General features: G+C 55.3%; 12 protein-coding genes and 2 tRNA genes. 7 read left to right on the forward strand and 7 right to left on the reverse strand.

The genetic code is table 11. The annotated features are described in order from the left end of the window. Positions 1-60 precede the first annotated feature (60 nt). Positions 61-393: a hypothetical protein gene (locus OZX64_RS00125; RefSeq protein ID WP_277172897.1), complete on the forward strand. Its 333-nt coding sequence runs from the start codon at positions 61-63 to the stop codon at positions 391-393. A 404-nt stretch (positions 394-797) separates the two neighbouring features. On the opposite strand, the gene OZX64_RS00130 is transcribed toward OZX64_RS00125, so the two are convergent. The 3 genes from OZX64_RS00130 to OZX64_RS00140 form a co-directional block, all read right to left on the reverse strand. Beyond that, a complete protein-coding gene (locus OZX64_RS00130; protein ID WP_277172899.1) occupies positions 798-2,024 on the reverse strand; it encodes a site-specific integrase in 1,227 nt (408 codons plus the stop codon). A 192-nt stretch (positions 2,025-2,216) separates the two neighbouring features. Then, positions 2,217-2,289: transfer RNA gene (locus tag OZX64_RS00135), tRNA-Ala, on the reverse strand. Between the two features lie 57 nt (positions 2,290-2,346). After that, positions 2,347-2,420 (reverse strand) — tRNA-Ile (locus OZX64_RS00140). Between the two features lie 465 nt (positions 2,421-2,885). On the opposite strand from OZX64_RS00140, the gene OZX64_RS00145 reads away from it, so the two are divergent. From OZX64_RS00145 to OZX64_RS00155, 3 genes are all read left to right on the forward strand, one after another. Next, entirely contained in the window at positions 2,886-3,482 is a 597-nt protein-coding gene (locus OZX64_RS00145; protein ID WP_277172902.1) for a SprT-like domain-containing protein, read from the forward strand. 71 nt (positions 3,483-3,553) lie between these two features. After that, complete coding sequence (locus tag OZX64_RS00150) at positions 3,554-4,096, forward strand: hypothetical protein (RefSeq protein WP_277172904.1); 543 nt, start codon at positions 3,554-3,556, stop codon at positions 4,094-4,096. A gap of 55 nt (positions 4,097-4,151) precedes the next feature. Then, positions 4,152-4,979, forward strand: coding sequence for an SDR family NAD(P)-dependent oxidoreductase (locus OZX64_RS00155; protein ID WP_277172906.1), 828 nt, complete (start codon positions 4,152-4,154; stop codon positions 4,977-4,979). Positions 4,980-5,522: 543 nt separating this feature from the next. Here the strand turns inward: OZX64_RS00155 and OZX64_RS00160 are convergent. From OZX64_RS00160 to OZX64_RS00175, 4 genes are all read right to left on the reverse strand, one after another. Continuing rightward, the gene (locus OZX64_RS00160) at positions 5,523-6,020 is read right to left on the reverse strand and encodes a DNA starvation/stationary phase protection protein (protein WP_277156607.1); all 498 of its coding nucleotides are present in this window, start codon (positions 6,018-6,020) and stop codon (positions 5,523-5,525) included. Positions 6,021-6,321: 301 nt separating this feature from the next. Further along, positions 6,322-7,392, reverse strand: coding sequence for a Fic family protein (locus OZX64_RS00165; RefSeq protein ID WP_277172908.1), 1,071 nt, complete (start codon positions 7,390-7,392; stop codon positions 6,322-6,324). 240 nt (positions 7,393-7,632) lie between these two features. Continuing rightward, positions 7,633-8,985 (reverse strand): hemolysin family protein, encoded by a 1,353-nt coding sequence (locus OZX64_RS00170; protein ID WP_277172910.1) that lies wholly within the window; start codon positions 8,983-8,985, stop codon positions 7,633-7,635. Positions 8,986-9,411: 426 nt separating this feature from the next. Then, positions 9,412-10,146: a carbonic anhydrase gene (locus tag OZX64_RS00175; protein WP_277175042.1), complete on the reverse strand. Its 735-nt coding sequence runs from the start codon at positions 10,144-10,146 to the stop codon at positions 9,412-9,414. A 578-nt stretch (positions 10,147-10,724) separates the two neighbouring features. Between OZX64_RS00175 and OZX64_RS00180 the strand changes: the two genes are divergently transcribed. The 3 genes from OZX64_RS00180 (at position 10,725) to OZX64_RS00190 (ending at position 14,714) form a co-directional block, all read left to right on the forward strand. Next, positions 10,725-11,288 (forward strand): redoxin domain-containing protein, encoded by a 564-nt coding sequence (locus OZX64_RS00180; protein ID WP_277156613.1) that lies wholly within the window; start codon positions 10,725-10,727, stop codon positions 11,286-11,288. 198 nt (positions 11,289-11,486) lie between these two features. Beyond that, entirely contained in the window at positions 11,487-13,298 is a 1,812-nt protein-coding gene (locus OZX64_RS00185) for an FAD-dependent oxidoreductase (protein ID WP_277172911.1), read from the forward strand. Between the two features lie 225 nt (positions 13,299-13,523). Continuing rightward, complete coding sequence (locus tag OZX64_RS00190) at positions 13,524-14,714, forward strand: ATP-binding protein (protein ID WP_277172913.1); 1,191 nt, start codon at positions 13,524-13,526, stop codon at positions 14,712-14,714. Positions 14,715-14,940 lie beyond the last annotated feature (226 nt).

The raw sequence follows: 14,940 nt of genomic DNA on the forward strand, positions 1-14,940 counted from the left end.
GCCGGACGCATAGCCGGACTATACAAGCTCAGCCCACTGGCTCAAATTGTACTATTGCGTATGTCCACGTATGCGCTCGACCATGAGACGAAACTACAAGACACAGACCGGCGCAAGCCACGTTCGGTGTGCTTCATATCCCGCAAGAACCTTGCCCGGGAGATATACAACGATCCCGGCAAGGCCCGCAACCTCGACCGCCCTATCAGTGAGTTGAAGGCCGCTGGGCTGATAGAGCCGACCGGCAAACCGGCAAGCCGTGGGCATGTGCAAGAGTTCCGGTTACGCATAGATGAATCTGTTGAGCTGTTCTCCCAACTGCTTCGTGAACGCTATCCACATGAGGCGCAAGAGCTTGGACGGATAGCGAGGCGGATTGAACGCAAGACATGAGGCAAAGCACCTACACCATGTGGGTGCTAACCGTCTTGTTCACTCGGGAGAAAGCACCTACATGATGTGTCGAAAGCACCCACATGATGTGTCAAAGCACCCACACCATGTGTGCGAAAGCACCCACACCATGTGTCTAAAGCACCTACACCATGTGGGTGCCTATAAGAATAAAAGAAAGTAAAGTAAGTTAAAAGGATAAAAGGTCACCCGCCGGTTTCATCTCGACGCTTCGGTTGGTGACCTCGTTTTTTAAAAAGCAAAGGGGCCAAATCACCCCGCGCCAAGATTTGCGCTCTCTCAAACTAAATAAAAAAACAATGGGCACGAAATGGCAGATAAATATCAAGAATCCAGTTTTTTAAAAGATTTGTATTTATCTAGACCAGTTGTGCCCGTGATACTCACGCTGCCATTCTCGCTTTCAGCTTGTAGTGTCCCGTATCGGTGTCGGCCTTGCCGCCGTGAATGACGGTAAGACTCTGCCTCACGCCTTCTCGGCTCATTTGCTCTTGCGCCAGCCTCGACATGTTCGCGGCTATCTGGCGTTCGCGTTCCTCGGTGGCGTGCTGGTAAATCAGCGCGGCCCGTGAGCTGCTATGACCCATGAGTGACATGAGTTCCTTCGTCGTGGCCCCGGTCTGCGCGGCCATAGTCGCGCAAGTGTGCCGAAGGTCGTGAAAACGAAGGTCTGGACGGTTCGCGGCCTTTCGCGCGACTCTGAAGAGCTTGCCGACCACGTTGTTGCTCATGGGCGTGCCGTTGCGCGTGGGAAACACGTAATCGTCATTCTTTGGCCCCGTGAACGTGCGAAGATGCTTGGTCAACAGTTCCGTGAGGTGTGGCGGCAGAAACACCACGCGGCGACCCGCTTTCGTCTTGGTCGGTTCCTTCTCGTAGAGCTTGCCGTTAAGCCGGTAGGTCTGCTTGTTGACGTTGAGCCGGTAACCCCTAGAACCGTCGTCAAGTATCGTCAGTGCCACGTCGGCCCTTGTCAGTCCCGCCAACTCGCTGAAGCGAAGCCCCGACCACGCCGCCACATGGATAAGCGCCCTATAGCGTTCCGGCATGTTGTCCGCTATCGTCTCAATCTGTCCGATCGTGGCGGGTTTGCGTTCCACTGCCTCGCTCGTGCCAGCGCCTTTTATCGTGCAAGGGTTCGCCGTGATTATCTGGTCTCGAACCGCCGTCGCCATGATGCCATGAAGCAGACGGTAGGCTTGCGCCGTCCGTGTCTTGCCCGTCGTGTCACTTCGTGGCACGTCGCCCGACTCGCTGCGTGCCTTGAACCGTCCAAGCAGCCAACGCCGCCATTCCTTGACCACGCTCGGGGTGATGTCCTTCAGGGCGAAGGCCCCGAGGAACGGTAGCAGATGTTCGTCAATCAAGCCCGCGTAAATCTGCGCTGTCTTGGGCCTGATTGTCTCGCGTTTGTCCAGCAGCCACGAGATTGAGTATTCCTCGAACGTCTCGGCGGCTTTGTCCAAGTCGATTCGTTCGTTGTTGTTCAGGCGACTGCGTATGTCTGCCAGCCATGAGTCTGCCGCCGACTTCGTGGCGAACGTATCCGGTGCCGTCCTTCTGTGCCCGGCATGGTCAACGTAGGACGCTTGAAAACGTCCCGACCTCATTTGTTTGATTTTTCCAAAATTTCGTCTTGTTTTTTTATTCATAACAACCACCCCCGGTGTGTCATGTTCACGGGAGCTTGCACCCCCCATGCACCCTTAGCATTGCGTAAATGTGTCAAATGCTGGTCAAAGTTGCCGAGATATTAAAAACAGAAAAACCCACAGAACGTTGATATTCTGCGGATTTCGGAGTGGAGCTAGCCGGGTTCGAACCGGCGACCCTCTGCTTGCAAAGCAGATGCGCTACCAGCTGCGCCATAGCCCCAGAAACACAACGATTCTTGAGCTGAAATCTTTGGGGATTTAACTTGAGAATCTTGCGTGGGCCCGGGAGGACTTGAACCTCCGACCTCATCCTTATCAGGGATGCGCTCTAACCAGCTGAGCTACGGGCCCAATCAATACGTTTAAGACGTACAAGGAAACAGTTTACCATCCAAGTGCTCAGAGTCAACCCGATAATCATGCGTGTCGTGAACGTTTGTTGAAGATATGGATTCTGCGTTTTGGCGATTCGTAATCCGTAATCCGTAACCCGCGAATCGGGACCCGCGATTCGTAATCCGTAATCCGTAATCCGTAACCCGCGAATCGGGACCCGCGATTCGTAATCCGTAATCCGTAATCCGTAACCCGCGAATCGGGACCCGCGATTCGTAATCCGTAATCCGTAACCCGTAACCCGCGAATCGGGACCCGCGATTCGTAACCCGTAATCCGTAACCCGCGATATGGCTTGGCTGGTTGTTGTATCGGCTTTTCGACGATTATGGATATCGTGCGATGCAACATTTGCGCTGACCAGACGCGAATCTGCGTATATAGATGATTCCGGTCAATCGTACGCGAGACAATGCAGGCATGTCTTATCGTCGCCGCCCGAAAGCCAGGGTTATTTCGCAAACCGTGCTGCACATCGATGATCTAGCCGTCAACGTGACTCGCAAGACCATACGCAACATGTATCTGCGTATCAAGCCGCCGGCCGGCAAAATCGAGGTCAGCGCACCGGCGAGGATGAGTGACGCGAAAATCGCGGGGTTCGTGCGTGAGCGGCGAGGCTGGATTGACCGGCAGCGAAAGGCAATATCGCAGAAAGCCGCCCCTCCCTCCTTCGAATGGACGGAAGAGCGAAGGTGCGCGGCAAAGGCCAACATCGACGCACAATTACCCGGCTTTCTTCGACGTTGGGGGCCGGTTATAGGGCGCACGCCGACGCATATCACCCTGCGTCTGATGACCTCGCGTTGGGGGTCCTGCACGCCGGCGACGGGGCGCATTCGGCTCAATCTGCAGCTCGGGCTGATGGATTCGCGGTTTTTGGAGTATGTGTTGGTCCACGAGATGACGCATCTGTGGGCAAGCGGCCACGGAGCCGAATTTCAGCGACGAATGGATGTTTATCTGCCGAATTGGCGGGTCTTGCGGCGCGATTTGAACCGCGAAATGGTGTGGTGATAAGGGCATAAATGTTGGGGAAGATGGATATTTGTGACTGATTCGTCTATCGATAGGTAAGATATTAAATTATGAAAGATATTCTTGATTGTCTTGGTGATGTCGCCACTATCGTTGCTGCTGTGAGTTTCGTTTTCGCCTTTTTCGAATTTAAAAGCTGGAATTGGGAGAGAAAGAACGCTCTGTCTGCGGTATGCTTTCGGTCTGGACCGGATAAAAAGATAGTGCTGTTCAATGACAGCAAACATCCCATGCAAAAGGTTCAACTCAAAGTGCGGGGATGTTGGAAGTCCAATAGCCCTGATGCCAGTATCGTGTTGCCGCATCCATATAAGCCAAAGGAAGCTAGGAATAATCCCGACCATTGGTTTTGCAATTGGGCGAATATCATGCCGGGCAATTGGGAGATAACCCCGCAGGCGTCGGCCTTTCCTGTGAAATGGACAAATTGCGATATGACACCTATATATGATGACCATGGCTTTGGCGTATTCTGGGTTGAGGAATTGGTGTATACGGATATTAACGGAAAACGTTGGAAGAGAGCGGCTTCTCGGGAGAACAGGTTGGTGCTTGATGAGGCAAAACCGGTGGCCAAGGACTATAACATTTAAGATTTAAGCGTGATCGATTCGATAGGCGATAAGGGAGTCGCGAGGAGGCTCTGAAATGGTGGGAACGTTGGCTGGCAACACAGCAGAAAATGAAGGAAAATCTGAGATTCGGCTAGGCAATACGGTCACATCAAAGCGGGCGGTGGTTACGGGCGCTTCCAGCGGGATCGGACGTGCGACCGCGATGCAACTGGCTTCGGCCGGCTGGAAGGTGGTGGCGCTCGCGCGTCGGCGGGACAAGCTCATCGAGCTTTCCGACCAGCTCGGCGACGCCTGCGAATACGTGGTGTGCGATGTCACCGACGAGGCTTCGACGCAGGCCGCGGTTGCGAGGATTTTGCGCGGTGGGCCGGTGAAGGCGTTGGTCAACTGCGCCGGTGGGGCCATCGGGCAGGATCCGGTCGAGAGCTGTAACGTCGAAGACTGGCGCAAGATGTATGACGTCAATGTGCTCGGTACGTTGCGCATCACGCAAAAGCTGCTCCCGGCCCTGAAGAAGGCCCCGGGCGGCGGTACGGTAGTTGTCGTTTCCTCGACGGCCGGCATCGAGCCCTACGAGGGCGGCGGCGGATATTGCGGTGTGAAGTCGGCCGAGCGGGTTTTGGCCCAGACGTTGCGCTTCGAGCAGGTCGGCCAGCCGTTGCGCGTCATCGACGTCTCCCCCGGCATGGTTGAGACCAAGGAATTCTCGCTTAACCGTTTCCACGGCGACCAGGCCAAGGCTGACGCGGTCTACGCTGGCGTACCGAACCCACTGACTGGCGATGATATCGCCGAATGCATCGAATGGGCGCTCGATCTGCCGGACAGCGTGGATATCGATTCGATTGTGGTTCGTCCGCGTGCCCAGGCTTCGGCTCAGCGGGTTTACCGCGAGCGTTAGGGCTTCGCGCTGTTGGTGATGTTGGATGATTTGCGACGCTGGGCGGCTGTTGTGCGTCGTGAAAGCGCCGGTAGTGGCGTTTGTTGGCGGTTTTATGACGCAAGAGGGTTGTTGAGCGTCGCAATTCCTCCGGTAGTGTGGTGTAGTGGCGGTTTTGTGACGCTGAGAGGTCGTTATGTGTCGTGAAAGTGCCGGTGGCGGTGTTTGCTGGCAGTTTTGTGACGCTGAGAGGCCAATTTGTGTCGTGAAAGCGCCGGTAGTGTTGCTCGCTGGCGGTTTTGTGACGCAAGAGGGTTGTTGAGCGTCGCAATTCCTCCGGTAGTGTGGTGTAGTGGCGGTTTTGTGACGCTAAGTGGCTGCTGGGCGTCGCAGAAGCTCCAACTACGGCCTTAGCTGGTTGATGGAGTGTAGAGCCCGGGACATAAAAGTGCGCCGCCACCCATATTGGAATGGATGGCGGCGCACTCGTTGGTTATTAGCGTCCACAAGATTTCACACGAAAGTGTTTACACACTCGCCGCGAAACCCAAACAGCCCTAAAGCTCAGGCGTGCGGAGTCTCTTCGATCAGGTGGCTGTTCATGAACCAGTTGAAGTGCTCGAGTTCCTGCACATGGTCCTGCATGATGTTGGAGCTGATGACGTCGATATCGTCAAGCTCCTCGTAGGCCTTGCGCTCGGCGATAATGAAGTCGCTGTAGTAGTCGACCAGTGCCTTCAGATAATCCTGGGTGTTCTGGCGGCCCATGAGCTTGAATTCGCTCCAGGTGCGGTTGCTGATGATGGACTCCGGGGTGCCTTCGGCGCTGCCGCCGAGGGTAGCGATACGTTCTGCGGTCTCGTCGGCCATGTTGCGCACGGCGTCAACCTCGGGATCAATCATTTCGTGCACGCCGATGAAGCTCGGTCCCGCGACGTTCCAGTGCGCGTGCTTCAAGATCAGCGAGGCCTCTTCTTCCTGCGCCAAACGGTTCTGCAGGATCGAGACGACCTTGTCGGATGCTGCCTGATCGATGCCAGGGCTCAAAAATTCATCTGCCATAATTGCTTCCTTTCGTTGAGGACAATTGCTGGTTTCCATTCTAGCCATTTATGATATTGGACACAGAAATTCATCAGTAGCCCAATATCGCTGAAAGGGTTGAAATATCGCGCTTTTTGCGCTATGTGTGAGATAAGTCTCATCGTCGTATATCGGCACTATTTGCGTTACATGCAACGTTTGATTTTTAGGCGGCATGGGTCTACGAGGAGCATGGGCGAATCGCGTTAGCCAGATAGTGCTTGAATGTCGTTTTCTGGTTGTCTACGCGGCATCTTCGATTGAGCTGAGTCCGACGTTTTTATTGAAGATGCAGGCTCACGTATCTGGTGGATCGGCCGGAGCCGAGTTTTTGGATTCGACCTTCGTTGAGCAGGGTTTTCAGCGTGCGTTCGATGGTCGAAGTGCTGATGTCGGGAAGCGTTTGCTGGATATCGGCCTTGGAAAGAGGGGTGAGGCTTTGACCCAGAACGTCGGCGATGCGTTGTTTTTTGGTCGTTGGATGGCGCAGGGAAGCTGAGGTGCTTACGATTGCGGCTCGTTCATCGAACTGGCGGTAGGCGACCAAAATGACGCCAAGCAGATAGTTGACGAACGGTGCGTAATCATTGGTGTTTTCGTTCCAGCCGATGGTGCTCGCCGCCAGCGCTTCGTAATAGGTGGTTCGGCTTTGTTCGATGAGGTGCTCGATGCTGATATATTTTCCGATTTCGTAACCAGAGCGATAGAGCAGAAGCAGTGTCAGTAGTCGGCTCATACGGCCGTTGCCGTCATTGAACGGGTGGATGCAGGTGAAGTCGAAAACGAACATGCAGGTCAACAGTAAGGAATCGATGCTGCCGTTATCGTTCGTTTTGTTGTAATCGTCGCATGCAGCAGCCATGAGTTCCGGGGTTTGGAGTGCTGACGGCGGTGTGAATCTCACCTTTGCGTGGCCTGTCCCGTCGGATTCGACGATCATATTGTCGGTGTCTTTCCAATGGCCGGCGAAAGCGAGCGGCGTATGCCGGAAGAGGTCGCGGTGCAGCTGCAGAATGACGTTCGGTTTCAGCGGGATATATGCATAGTTTTCGTGGATGGTATTGAGCACATCGCGATAGCCGGCGATTTCTTCCTCATCGCGGTTTCGAGGCGCTACTTTTTCGCTGACAATGCCGGCCAGACGCTTGTTGGTGGTTGAGATCCCTTCGATGCGGTTCGACGCGTCGGTGCTTTGGATACGGGCGACATTGACGAGTGGCTTGGCGAGATCAGGGCTGATTTGCAGCTGGGTATTCTGACGCCCTTTGGCTTCGTGAATCGCATTGAGCAGATTCACGGTCTGCGGCGTCAGCAGATTGCGCCCGGATTCCTCATAGTCAAAAGTACGCATGTTATCTGCACCATTTTCTGCATCATTAGTAAGTTTTCTGCATCATATTATACCAAGTTGATGCAGAAAAATGTTAAATGATGCAGAAAGAATACTCGATGAGTTGAACCTATCGGCTCTACTGGTGTCGACCTTTTGAGCCGCTGAGTTCGTATGAGAGACTCATTTAGGGCGCTAAGATCCGATTATCGCCCTTTTTAAGCTGCTGGATAGTGCTGTTATATATGAATTGGTGCTTGGTTACTTGCGCTCTTTGGCTGAATTCATGCCTTCAGGCTCACTTTTGCGGACCTCTAGCGTTTCGATGCGGCGACCGTCGACCTTGGTGACCACCATGTCGTAGCCGTCGTCGGAGTGCAGGGTCTCGCCCACTTCGCCCATGCGGCCGGTATGCGCGAGGAAGTAGCCGGCGACCGTCTCGTAGGGGCCATCTTCCAGCTCGATGCCCGTCAAGTCGGCGAAGTCCTCGATGGTCATGCCACCGTCGACCGTGGCCACGCCGTCGACGAACGCGGATTCACCGTTGCGCCCGTCGCCTACGCCGTTGGCCGCGCCAGCGCCGTTCTTGTCGTCAGGAAGGTCGTATTCGTCGCGAATGTCGCCGATCAGCTCCTCGGTCATGTCCTCAAGGGTGACGATGCCGTCGGTGCCGCCGTATTCGTCGATGACGACGGCCAAGTGAATCCCGCGTTTGCGCAGCAAGGCCAGGCTGGGCAGGATTTTCGACGTACCGGGCAGCGAAATGCCCTCGCGGGTGACGTCGGCGACGGTCTTGGCGTTCGGATTGCGCACGTCGAGCAGATCGCGGACGTGGACGAAGCCGAGCACGTCATCGAAATCGCGTCCGGTGACCGGGTAGCGGGAATACGGCATATCGCGCACGTATTTCGCGGCCTCCTCAATCGGCTGCGAACCCTCCAAAAAGACCACGTCGGCGCGCGGCCGCATCACTTCCGCCACAATGGTTTCCGAGGCGTCGAACACGTCGTCCAAAATCGTGCGTTCGTCCTTGCTCAGGTTGGAGTTGGAATTGACCAACACGCGCAACTCCTTATCGCTGACCTCGCTTTCGGTCTGGCTCGGGTCGAAGCCCAGCAACCGCACGAGTCCGTTGGTGCTTTTGGCGATGAGCCAGATGATCGGCTTGCAGATTTTCGCGAAGATATCGATGGCGGGCACCGCGGCGCGCGCGATCTGCTCGGTGCGCTGCATGGCGATGCGCTTCGGCACCATTTCGGCGATGACGATGTCGCAGAAGGAGATGATTAGTGTCAATACGATGGTCGTACCGGGAGAGGCGATATGGTGCGGAACGCCCCAGCTTTCCACGACCGGCTCGACCCAGGGCGCGATGGCGGATTCGCCGAACGATGCCGAGAAGAAGCCCGAAAGTGTCACGCCGATCTGCACGGTGGAAAGGAACGTGTTCGGGTCGCGCCCGATCCGTGCCACTTTCGCCCCGCGTGCGTCCTCTTGCTCCATTTCGTCGAGCTGCGAGCCACGCAGGCTCACCAGCGCGAGTTCGGTGCACGCAAACACACCGCCGATAACGAGGAAGACGAAAACGAAGACGATATCCAGTGCCAATGACATGCCTATCAGTCTAGAAGGTCGGCGGGTCATTGATGTGTTCGGGGCAGCCGGTTTCGCCTTGTGCGCCAACCCGTTATCGGCATTGCGGGGCGACCGGATGGAGTGGTGGGCGGTCGATGTATGGAGTTACATGCGCCTTTCTAAGCGTTTCCACACTGTTATGCGAGGAAGGGCGCGTGTAGAGGTTGCTGCTTTTGCGCCTTCCTTAGCACAAAGGTGTGGAAACGCAGAGAAAGGCGCATTTCAGTGGGTGCAGCAGCGTTTGCGTCTGTTGGAATTGGCGCGGCCGTGAGGCAGACTCCGTGAGGTGGGCTTCGTAAGGTGGGCTTCGTAAGGTGGGCTTCGTAAGGTGTGCTCCGTAAGGTGTGCTCCGTGAGGTGGGCTTCGTAAGGTGTGCTCCGTGAGTCAGACTCCGTGAGTCGGGCTTCAGAACGAAAGCACCTCGACCTTGCCGGTGTCGAGCTGATAGCGGGCGCCGACGATGGAGAGGCGTTGCGCGGCCAGCGCTTGCTGGATGACGGGCGAGCTGTCGACCAAAGCCTCGATGGTGCGGGCGATGTGAACGCGCTCGAAATCGTCGGTATCGTTCAATGCGGCTTCCTGCGCGGCCAGAATGGAGGCGCCGACCGAGCGCACGAGCACGGATTCGGAGGCAGAGACCAGCTCCTCCATCTTGTCGAAGACGTCATCGGAATCGATGCCTGTGCGCGCCTGCGGGTCTTCGGCATCATCGGCATCATTGGCATCATCGGCATCATTGGCGGCCGGATCAACCATTTCGGAATCCGTCACCTCTGCAGCGAAGGCCGCACCCAAGTCGATCCCCGCTCCGGCAGCGAGCCCGTCAAGTTCCGCGACGGCACTCGCCACGGCCCCGCAATGCTGGTGCCCGAGCACCACCAGAACGCTTACTCCCAGATGGGTCACGGCGTATTCCAGCGAGGCGATGACGGCATCGTCCAGCGTCTGTCCGGCGGTGCGCACGGTGAACATATCGCCCAAGCCCTGGTCGAAAATGATTTCCGGCGGCACGCGCGAATCCGAGCAGGACAGCACGGCCGCATCCGGATGCTGCTCGTCGATGAGCGATTCACGGGTTTCACGATCTTGCCAAGGATGCTCGGCCTGCCCGGAAGCGAAACGGGAATTGCCTTGCAGCATGCGGCTCCAAGTGGCGTTGGCAGTGGATTCGGCAGAATTCGGGTCGTTGTCTTGTGATTTGGCAGCTTTGTTCGTTTCGTTGGCATCGGTCATGTCGTTCTCCTTGACGTACCGGCGTAGAAGCGCAGGTGCGCCCCGCCTTCTTCAGGATTTTACCCCGTTGCGTTGAACGTCGGTCATCGTTCGGCGCGAGCGGTGTGCTGTAGGGCTGTCCGGTTTCGTGTCATCGAAGGTTGCGATAAAATCGCACAAAACAAATGTTAATAATCAGGAATTTTTATTGCATAATTAGTGGGAATTAGTCTAATTGCTGATCCTTTGTTTGCTGCGGTCAGGCCAAGGGGCCGTAATTTATTGCGGTTCACGAAAAGAAGTGCCTTCAGGCGCATGCGAACTGCCGATCTTGCTGTTTTCGGCGTTACGATAATATGGTCGCAACGACGAAAGGTTCCATAGGCGCTCCTGTAGGGTGCTGGATTATTGTCACAAACGTTCGTGAAGAGCGTCAGGCGGAATCATGACGGCCAGAGTCGCTCGTAGACATGTATGGCATTTTCGAGGTTAAAGGGGTACAAATTATGACCATGCTTCAGCATGAATTGACCGATTTCACGGCCAATATCTATCAGGACAACAAATTCAGCAAGCTCACCAAGGCGGATGTGCTCGGCCACTGGTCCCTGATTTTCTTCTATCCGAACGATTTCAGCTTCGTCTGCCCCACCGAGCTCGAGGATCTCGCCGATCACTACGACGAGTTCAAGAAGGCCGGCTGCGAGATTTACGGCGTCTCCCACGACACCGAGTTCGTTCACAAGGCTTGGCACGAGGCCAACGACAAGATCGCGAAGATTCAGTTCCCGATGGTCGCCGATCCGACCAACACGCTTTCTCGCGATCTCGACAGCTATGACCCGGTCAACGGCCAGGCCGAGCGTGGCGACTTCATCCTGAGCCCCGAAGGCAAGGTCGTGGCCTACGAGGTCATCTCCTCCAACGTCGGCCGCAACGCCGAAGAGATTCTGCGTCGCGTCGAGGCTTCGCAGTTCGTGTATGAGCACGGCGATCAGGTTTGCCCCGCGAAGTGGGAGCCGGGTGATGAAACCATCGCCCCGAGCCTCGATCTCGTCGGTCAGCTCTGATCTTAGGCGGAGTTGCCTGTATTTTTGGGTTGCGTCATATTTGGGCCTCTGAGAAAGGGACAGGCCAAAATATGACGCAAAACTACAGGTTCCGCCATTTTGTGACGCTGGCGCGATGATATGCGACGGTAGCGGCGCACGAAGTCCGTATGGGGATTGCGCCGATGTGCGGATGCAGGTACTGATATAAAGGAAATTATGAAGCAGCAAGACGATTTGTACGATGTAGTGGTGATCGGCGGGGGCCCGGCTGGCCTGACTGCTGGTCTTTATCTTGCGCGTGCACGGTACCGTGTGCTCATTCTTGAGAAGGAAGAGTACGGTGGCCAGATCAACATCACCAATGAAGTGGTCAACTATCCTGGCATCGCCAAGACGGACGGCCGGTCATTGACCGAAACCATGCGTCAGCAAGCCGAGGATTTCGGTGCCGAATTCATGGCAGCCGATGCCACCGGACTTGACGTTAAAGGCGATATCAAGACCGTGCATACCAACCGCGGCGACCTCAAAACGTTCGGTATTCTCGTAGCTACCGGCGCAAATCCGCGCAAAATCGGCTTCCAGGGTGAGGCCGAGTACGCTGGTCGCGGCATTTCCTATTGTGCGACATGCGACGGCGAATTCTTCAACGATATGGAAGTCATCGTCGTTGGCGGCGGCTTCTCCGCGGCCGAGGAATCCGTATTCCTCACCAAATACGCCAGCAAGGTCACCATTCTGGCGCGCGATGACGATTTCACTTGCGACGCCTCCGTTTCCAACGAGGCCAAGAACGATCCCAACATCGAAATTCACTTCAACACCGAGATGAAGTCGGTTTCCGCCGGTGAAGGCGGTCTGGTCAGCGCCGTGTTCCACAACCGCAAAACCGGTGAGGACATCGAATGGAAACCGACCAAGAGCAAGAACTTCGGTGTTTTCGTCTTTGCGGGGTATGTGCCGCAAACCGAGATTCTCAAAGGCGTCATCGACCTTGACGACTACGGGTATGTCATCACGCACGATTATCTCGAAACCTCCGCCGCCGGGGTGTATGCCGCCGGCGATCTGCGCGAGAAGAACCTGCGTCAGGTGGTCACCGCCGTTTCCGACGGTGCCGTTGCAGGTGTGGAGCTTGAGCGTTATGCCAAGGACCTCAGCGAGAAGACCGGCCTTGTGCCGCCTCGCCCGACTAGCTCGAATTACGAACGGCGTGAAGCCGAGCAAGCGAGGAAAGCCGCCAATTCCGGTACTTCCCCGGCTCCGGCCGCCGCTTCCGATGCTACCGGCGCTCAGGCCGCCGGACCGGTCAAGACCTCCGGGTTCTTTGACGACGCCATTCGCAAACAGCTCGATGTGGTCTTCGGCCGCATGAGCCGGCCGCTGGTGCTTGAGCTTTCGCTTGACAAAACCAAGCTTTCGCAGGAGCTCAAAGGCTTCATCGGCGAGCTGGTCGGCTTAAGCGGGGGCAAGCTTACTTCCGTCGTGGCTTCCGAGCCTGGTGAGGACGAAGAGGACGCCGAAGGCCGCGCCAAGTTCGACGTCGAAGCAGTGATGCCGATGGCCCGTCCCTGCGTTCGCCTGTGCAAGGTGGGAGACGACGGCAAGCCGCAACCTACCGGACTTGCGTTCCACGGCGTCCCCAGTGGCCATGAGTTCAACTCGTTCGTTCTAGCGCTGTACAACGCGGCCGGCCCCGGTCAGTCCGTTGACAACGATACCCAGCAGCGCATCGATACGTTGGGCTCTGACGGCGGTTCTGCCGATGTGATGGTCCTCGTCTCGCTGACTTGCACGATGTGCCCGACCACGGTGCTTTCCGCGCAGCGCATTGCCGCCGATAACCCGAAGGTGCGGGCCGAAGCATACGACATCTCGCATTTCCCCGAGCTGCAGAAGCGGTACGGTGCGATGAGCGTGCCCTGCATCGTCGTCAACAAGACCGCTGCCGACGGCACGACCGCTCAAAAGGTCGAGTTCGGCAAGAAGTCGGTCCCGCAAATGCTCGATCTCATTAACGAGGCTTAGAGCGTAAGGCGCCGAGTCCCTCTTCTCAAGGCCTCCCCGGATGATTCCGGTGGAGGTCTTTTATGTTAATTGTGGAGTAGGGTTTATGTTAATTGGGTGGTAGCTCCTATGTTAATTGTGGAATAGACTTTATGTTAATTGTGGAGTAGAGTTTATGTTAATTGGGTAATAGACCTTATGTTAATTGTGGAATAGACAGTGATAATCGTTGGGAATAGGCCGATTATGAGTACAGTCAATACGAAGATGGTTCCTCGAAGAATCACGACAAAAATGCGGGAGCTGGCTGGGCAGTTTCCTGTCATTTCGCTTACCGGTGCCCGGCAGACCGGTAAAACCACTTTGCTACGCGAAGTATTCAGTGATTACACCTACGTTTCGCTTGAAAATCCGAAAGTAAGAGCACTTGCTGAAACCGATCCCGATACCTTCTTCAAGCAGTATGGTAATCATGTCGTTTTTGACGAGGCGCAGCGCGTACCGGAACTGTTTTCATATCTTCAAGGCATTGTCGATGAGCGCCGTCAGAAGCCGGGACAATTCATCCTTTCCGGTTCGCAGAATTTCCTTTTGACGAAGTCCATTTCGCAATCTCTCGCCGGCCGCGTAGCGTTGCTTTACCTGATGCCGTTTTCACGAACGGAGCTCAAGGATGTAGGCAGAAAACCTGGGGCGATGGACGAATGGATGTGGCGGGGCGGGTATCCTCGACTTTACGATTCCAAAATCAAGCCCGCCGATTATTTCCCGAACTATATCAACACCTACCTTGAACGAGATGTTCGTGCCGAACTCGGTGTGCGCAAGCTGGCGGCATTTGAGAACTTTTTGGTGCAATGTGCGGTGCGGGACGGTGAGCTGCTCAATTACACGGCGTTGGCCAAGGCCTGCAAGATCGACAGAAAAACGGTGGAAGACTGGCTTTCCGTGCTTGAATCCAGCTTCATTGTCTATCGGCTATACCCGTATTACAAGAATTATGGTAAGAGATTGGTCAAGACTCCGAAACTCTATTTTTACGACACTGGGTTAGCTGCTTACCTGTTGGGTATTGAGTCGCCGGAAAGCCTTACGTTGAGCAAGTACCGCGGGCCTCTGTTTGAGAATACGGTGATCAATGCAGTCGCCAAGGAATATTATGTGCATGGCCGCAAGCCGACTCTCTATTTCTGGCGCGACACCAACCAGAAGGAAGTTGACCTGATTATCGAAAAGGGCGGTGAAGTCCAGTACCTAGTAGAGGTCAAGGCTTCTGCCACTTATGATTTGCACGCCTTTACAAGGGTCGATGAACTGGGTGAAACCATTGGCCTGCCCACCGATCGGCGCATCGTTGTCTACGGCGGCGACCAGGCCCTCAACACCCGTTTCGGCCGTCTTCTTACGCTTGACGATGTCGCTCAGCTTGTGGTGTGAAACATCACAAGTTACGGTTGCGTACACGCTTTCACAGCACTTTTAAGCTATTTACTGCACACTTTCACTGCTGTTGAGGTCGTTTACTTACACATTTTCACTGGTTTTGATAGCTGGTTCTGACAGAGGTCTCAAAGAAAAGGATCATCAATGTCGATTTTGGTAGTTTTTGTACTTTAAAACAGATGGATTGTCTTTCTATTCATCAATTTCGAGTAAATACGAC

The organism is Bifidobacterium sp. ESL0704 (assembly GCF_029392075.1).
GTDB lineage: Bacteria > Actinomycetota > Actinomycetes > Actinomycetales > Bifidobacteriaceae > Bifidobacterium.

Bases quoted from the DNA above. Each gene is read 5' to 3' on its own strand.
- OZX64_RS00160 (WP_277156607.1), bottom strand. From the start codon at position 6,020: ATGGCAGATGAATTTTTGAGCCCTGGCATCGATCAGGCAGCATCCGAC.
- OZX64_RS00190 (WP_277172913.1), top strand. From the start codon at position 13,524: ATGAGTACAGTCAATACGAAGATGGTTCCTCGAAGAATCACGACAAAA.
- OZX64_RS00180 (WP_277156613.1), top strand. From the start codon at position 10,725: ATGACCATGCTTCAGCATGAATTGACCGATTTCACGGCCAATATCTAT.
- OZX64_RS00170 (WP_277172910.1), bottom strand. From the start codon at position 8,985: ATGTCATTGGCACTGGATATCGTCTTCGTTTTCGTCTTCCTCGTTATC.
- OZX64_RS00165 (WP_277172908.1), bottom strand. From the start codon at position 7,392: ATGCGTACTTTTGACTATGAGGAATCCGGGCGCAATCTGCTGACGCCG.
- OZX64_RS00175 (WP_277175042.1), bottom strand. From the start codon at position 10,146: ATGCTGCAAGGCAATTCCCGTTTCGCTTCCGGGCAGGCCGAGCATCCT.
- OZX64_RS00130 (WP_277172899.1), bottom strand. From the start codon at position 2,024: ATGAGGTCGGGACGTTTTCAAGCGTCCTACGTTGACCATGCCGGGCAC.
- OZX64_RS00155 (WP_277172906.1), top strand. From the start codon at position 4,152: ATGGTGGGAACGTTGGCTGGCAACACAGCAGAAAATGAAGGAAAATCT.
- OZX64_RS00125 (WP_277172897.1), top strand. From the start codon at position 61: ATGTCCACGTATGCGCTCGACCATGAGACGAAACTACAAGACACAGAC.
- OZX64_RS00185 (WP_277172911.1), top strand. From the start codon at position 11,487: ATGAAGCAGCAAGACGATTTGTACGATGTAGTGGTGATCGGCGGGGGC.
- OZX64_RS00150 (WP_277172904.1), top strand. From the start codon at position 3,554: ATGAAAGATATTCTTGATTGTCTTGGTGATGTCGCCACTATCGTTGCT.
- OZX64_RS00145 (WP_277172902.1), top strand. From the start codon at position 2,886: ATGTCTTATCGTCGCCGCCCGAAAGCCAGGGTTATTTCGCAAACCGTG.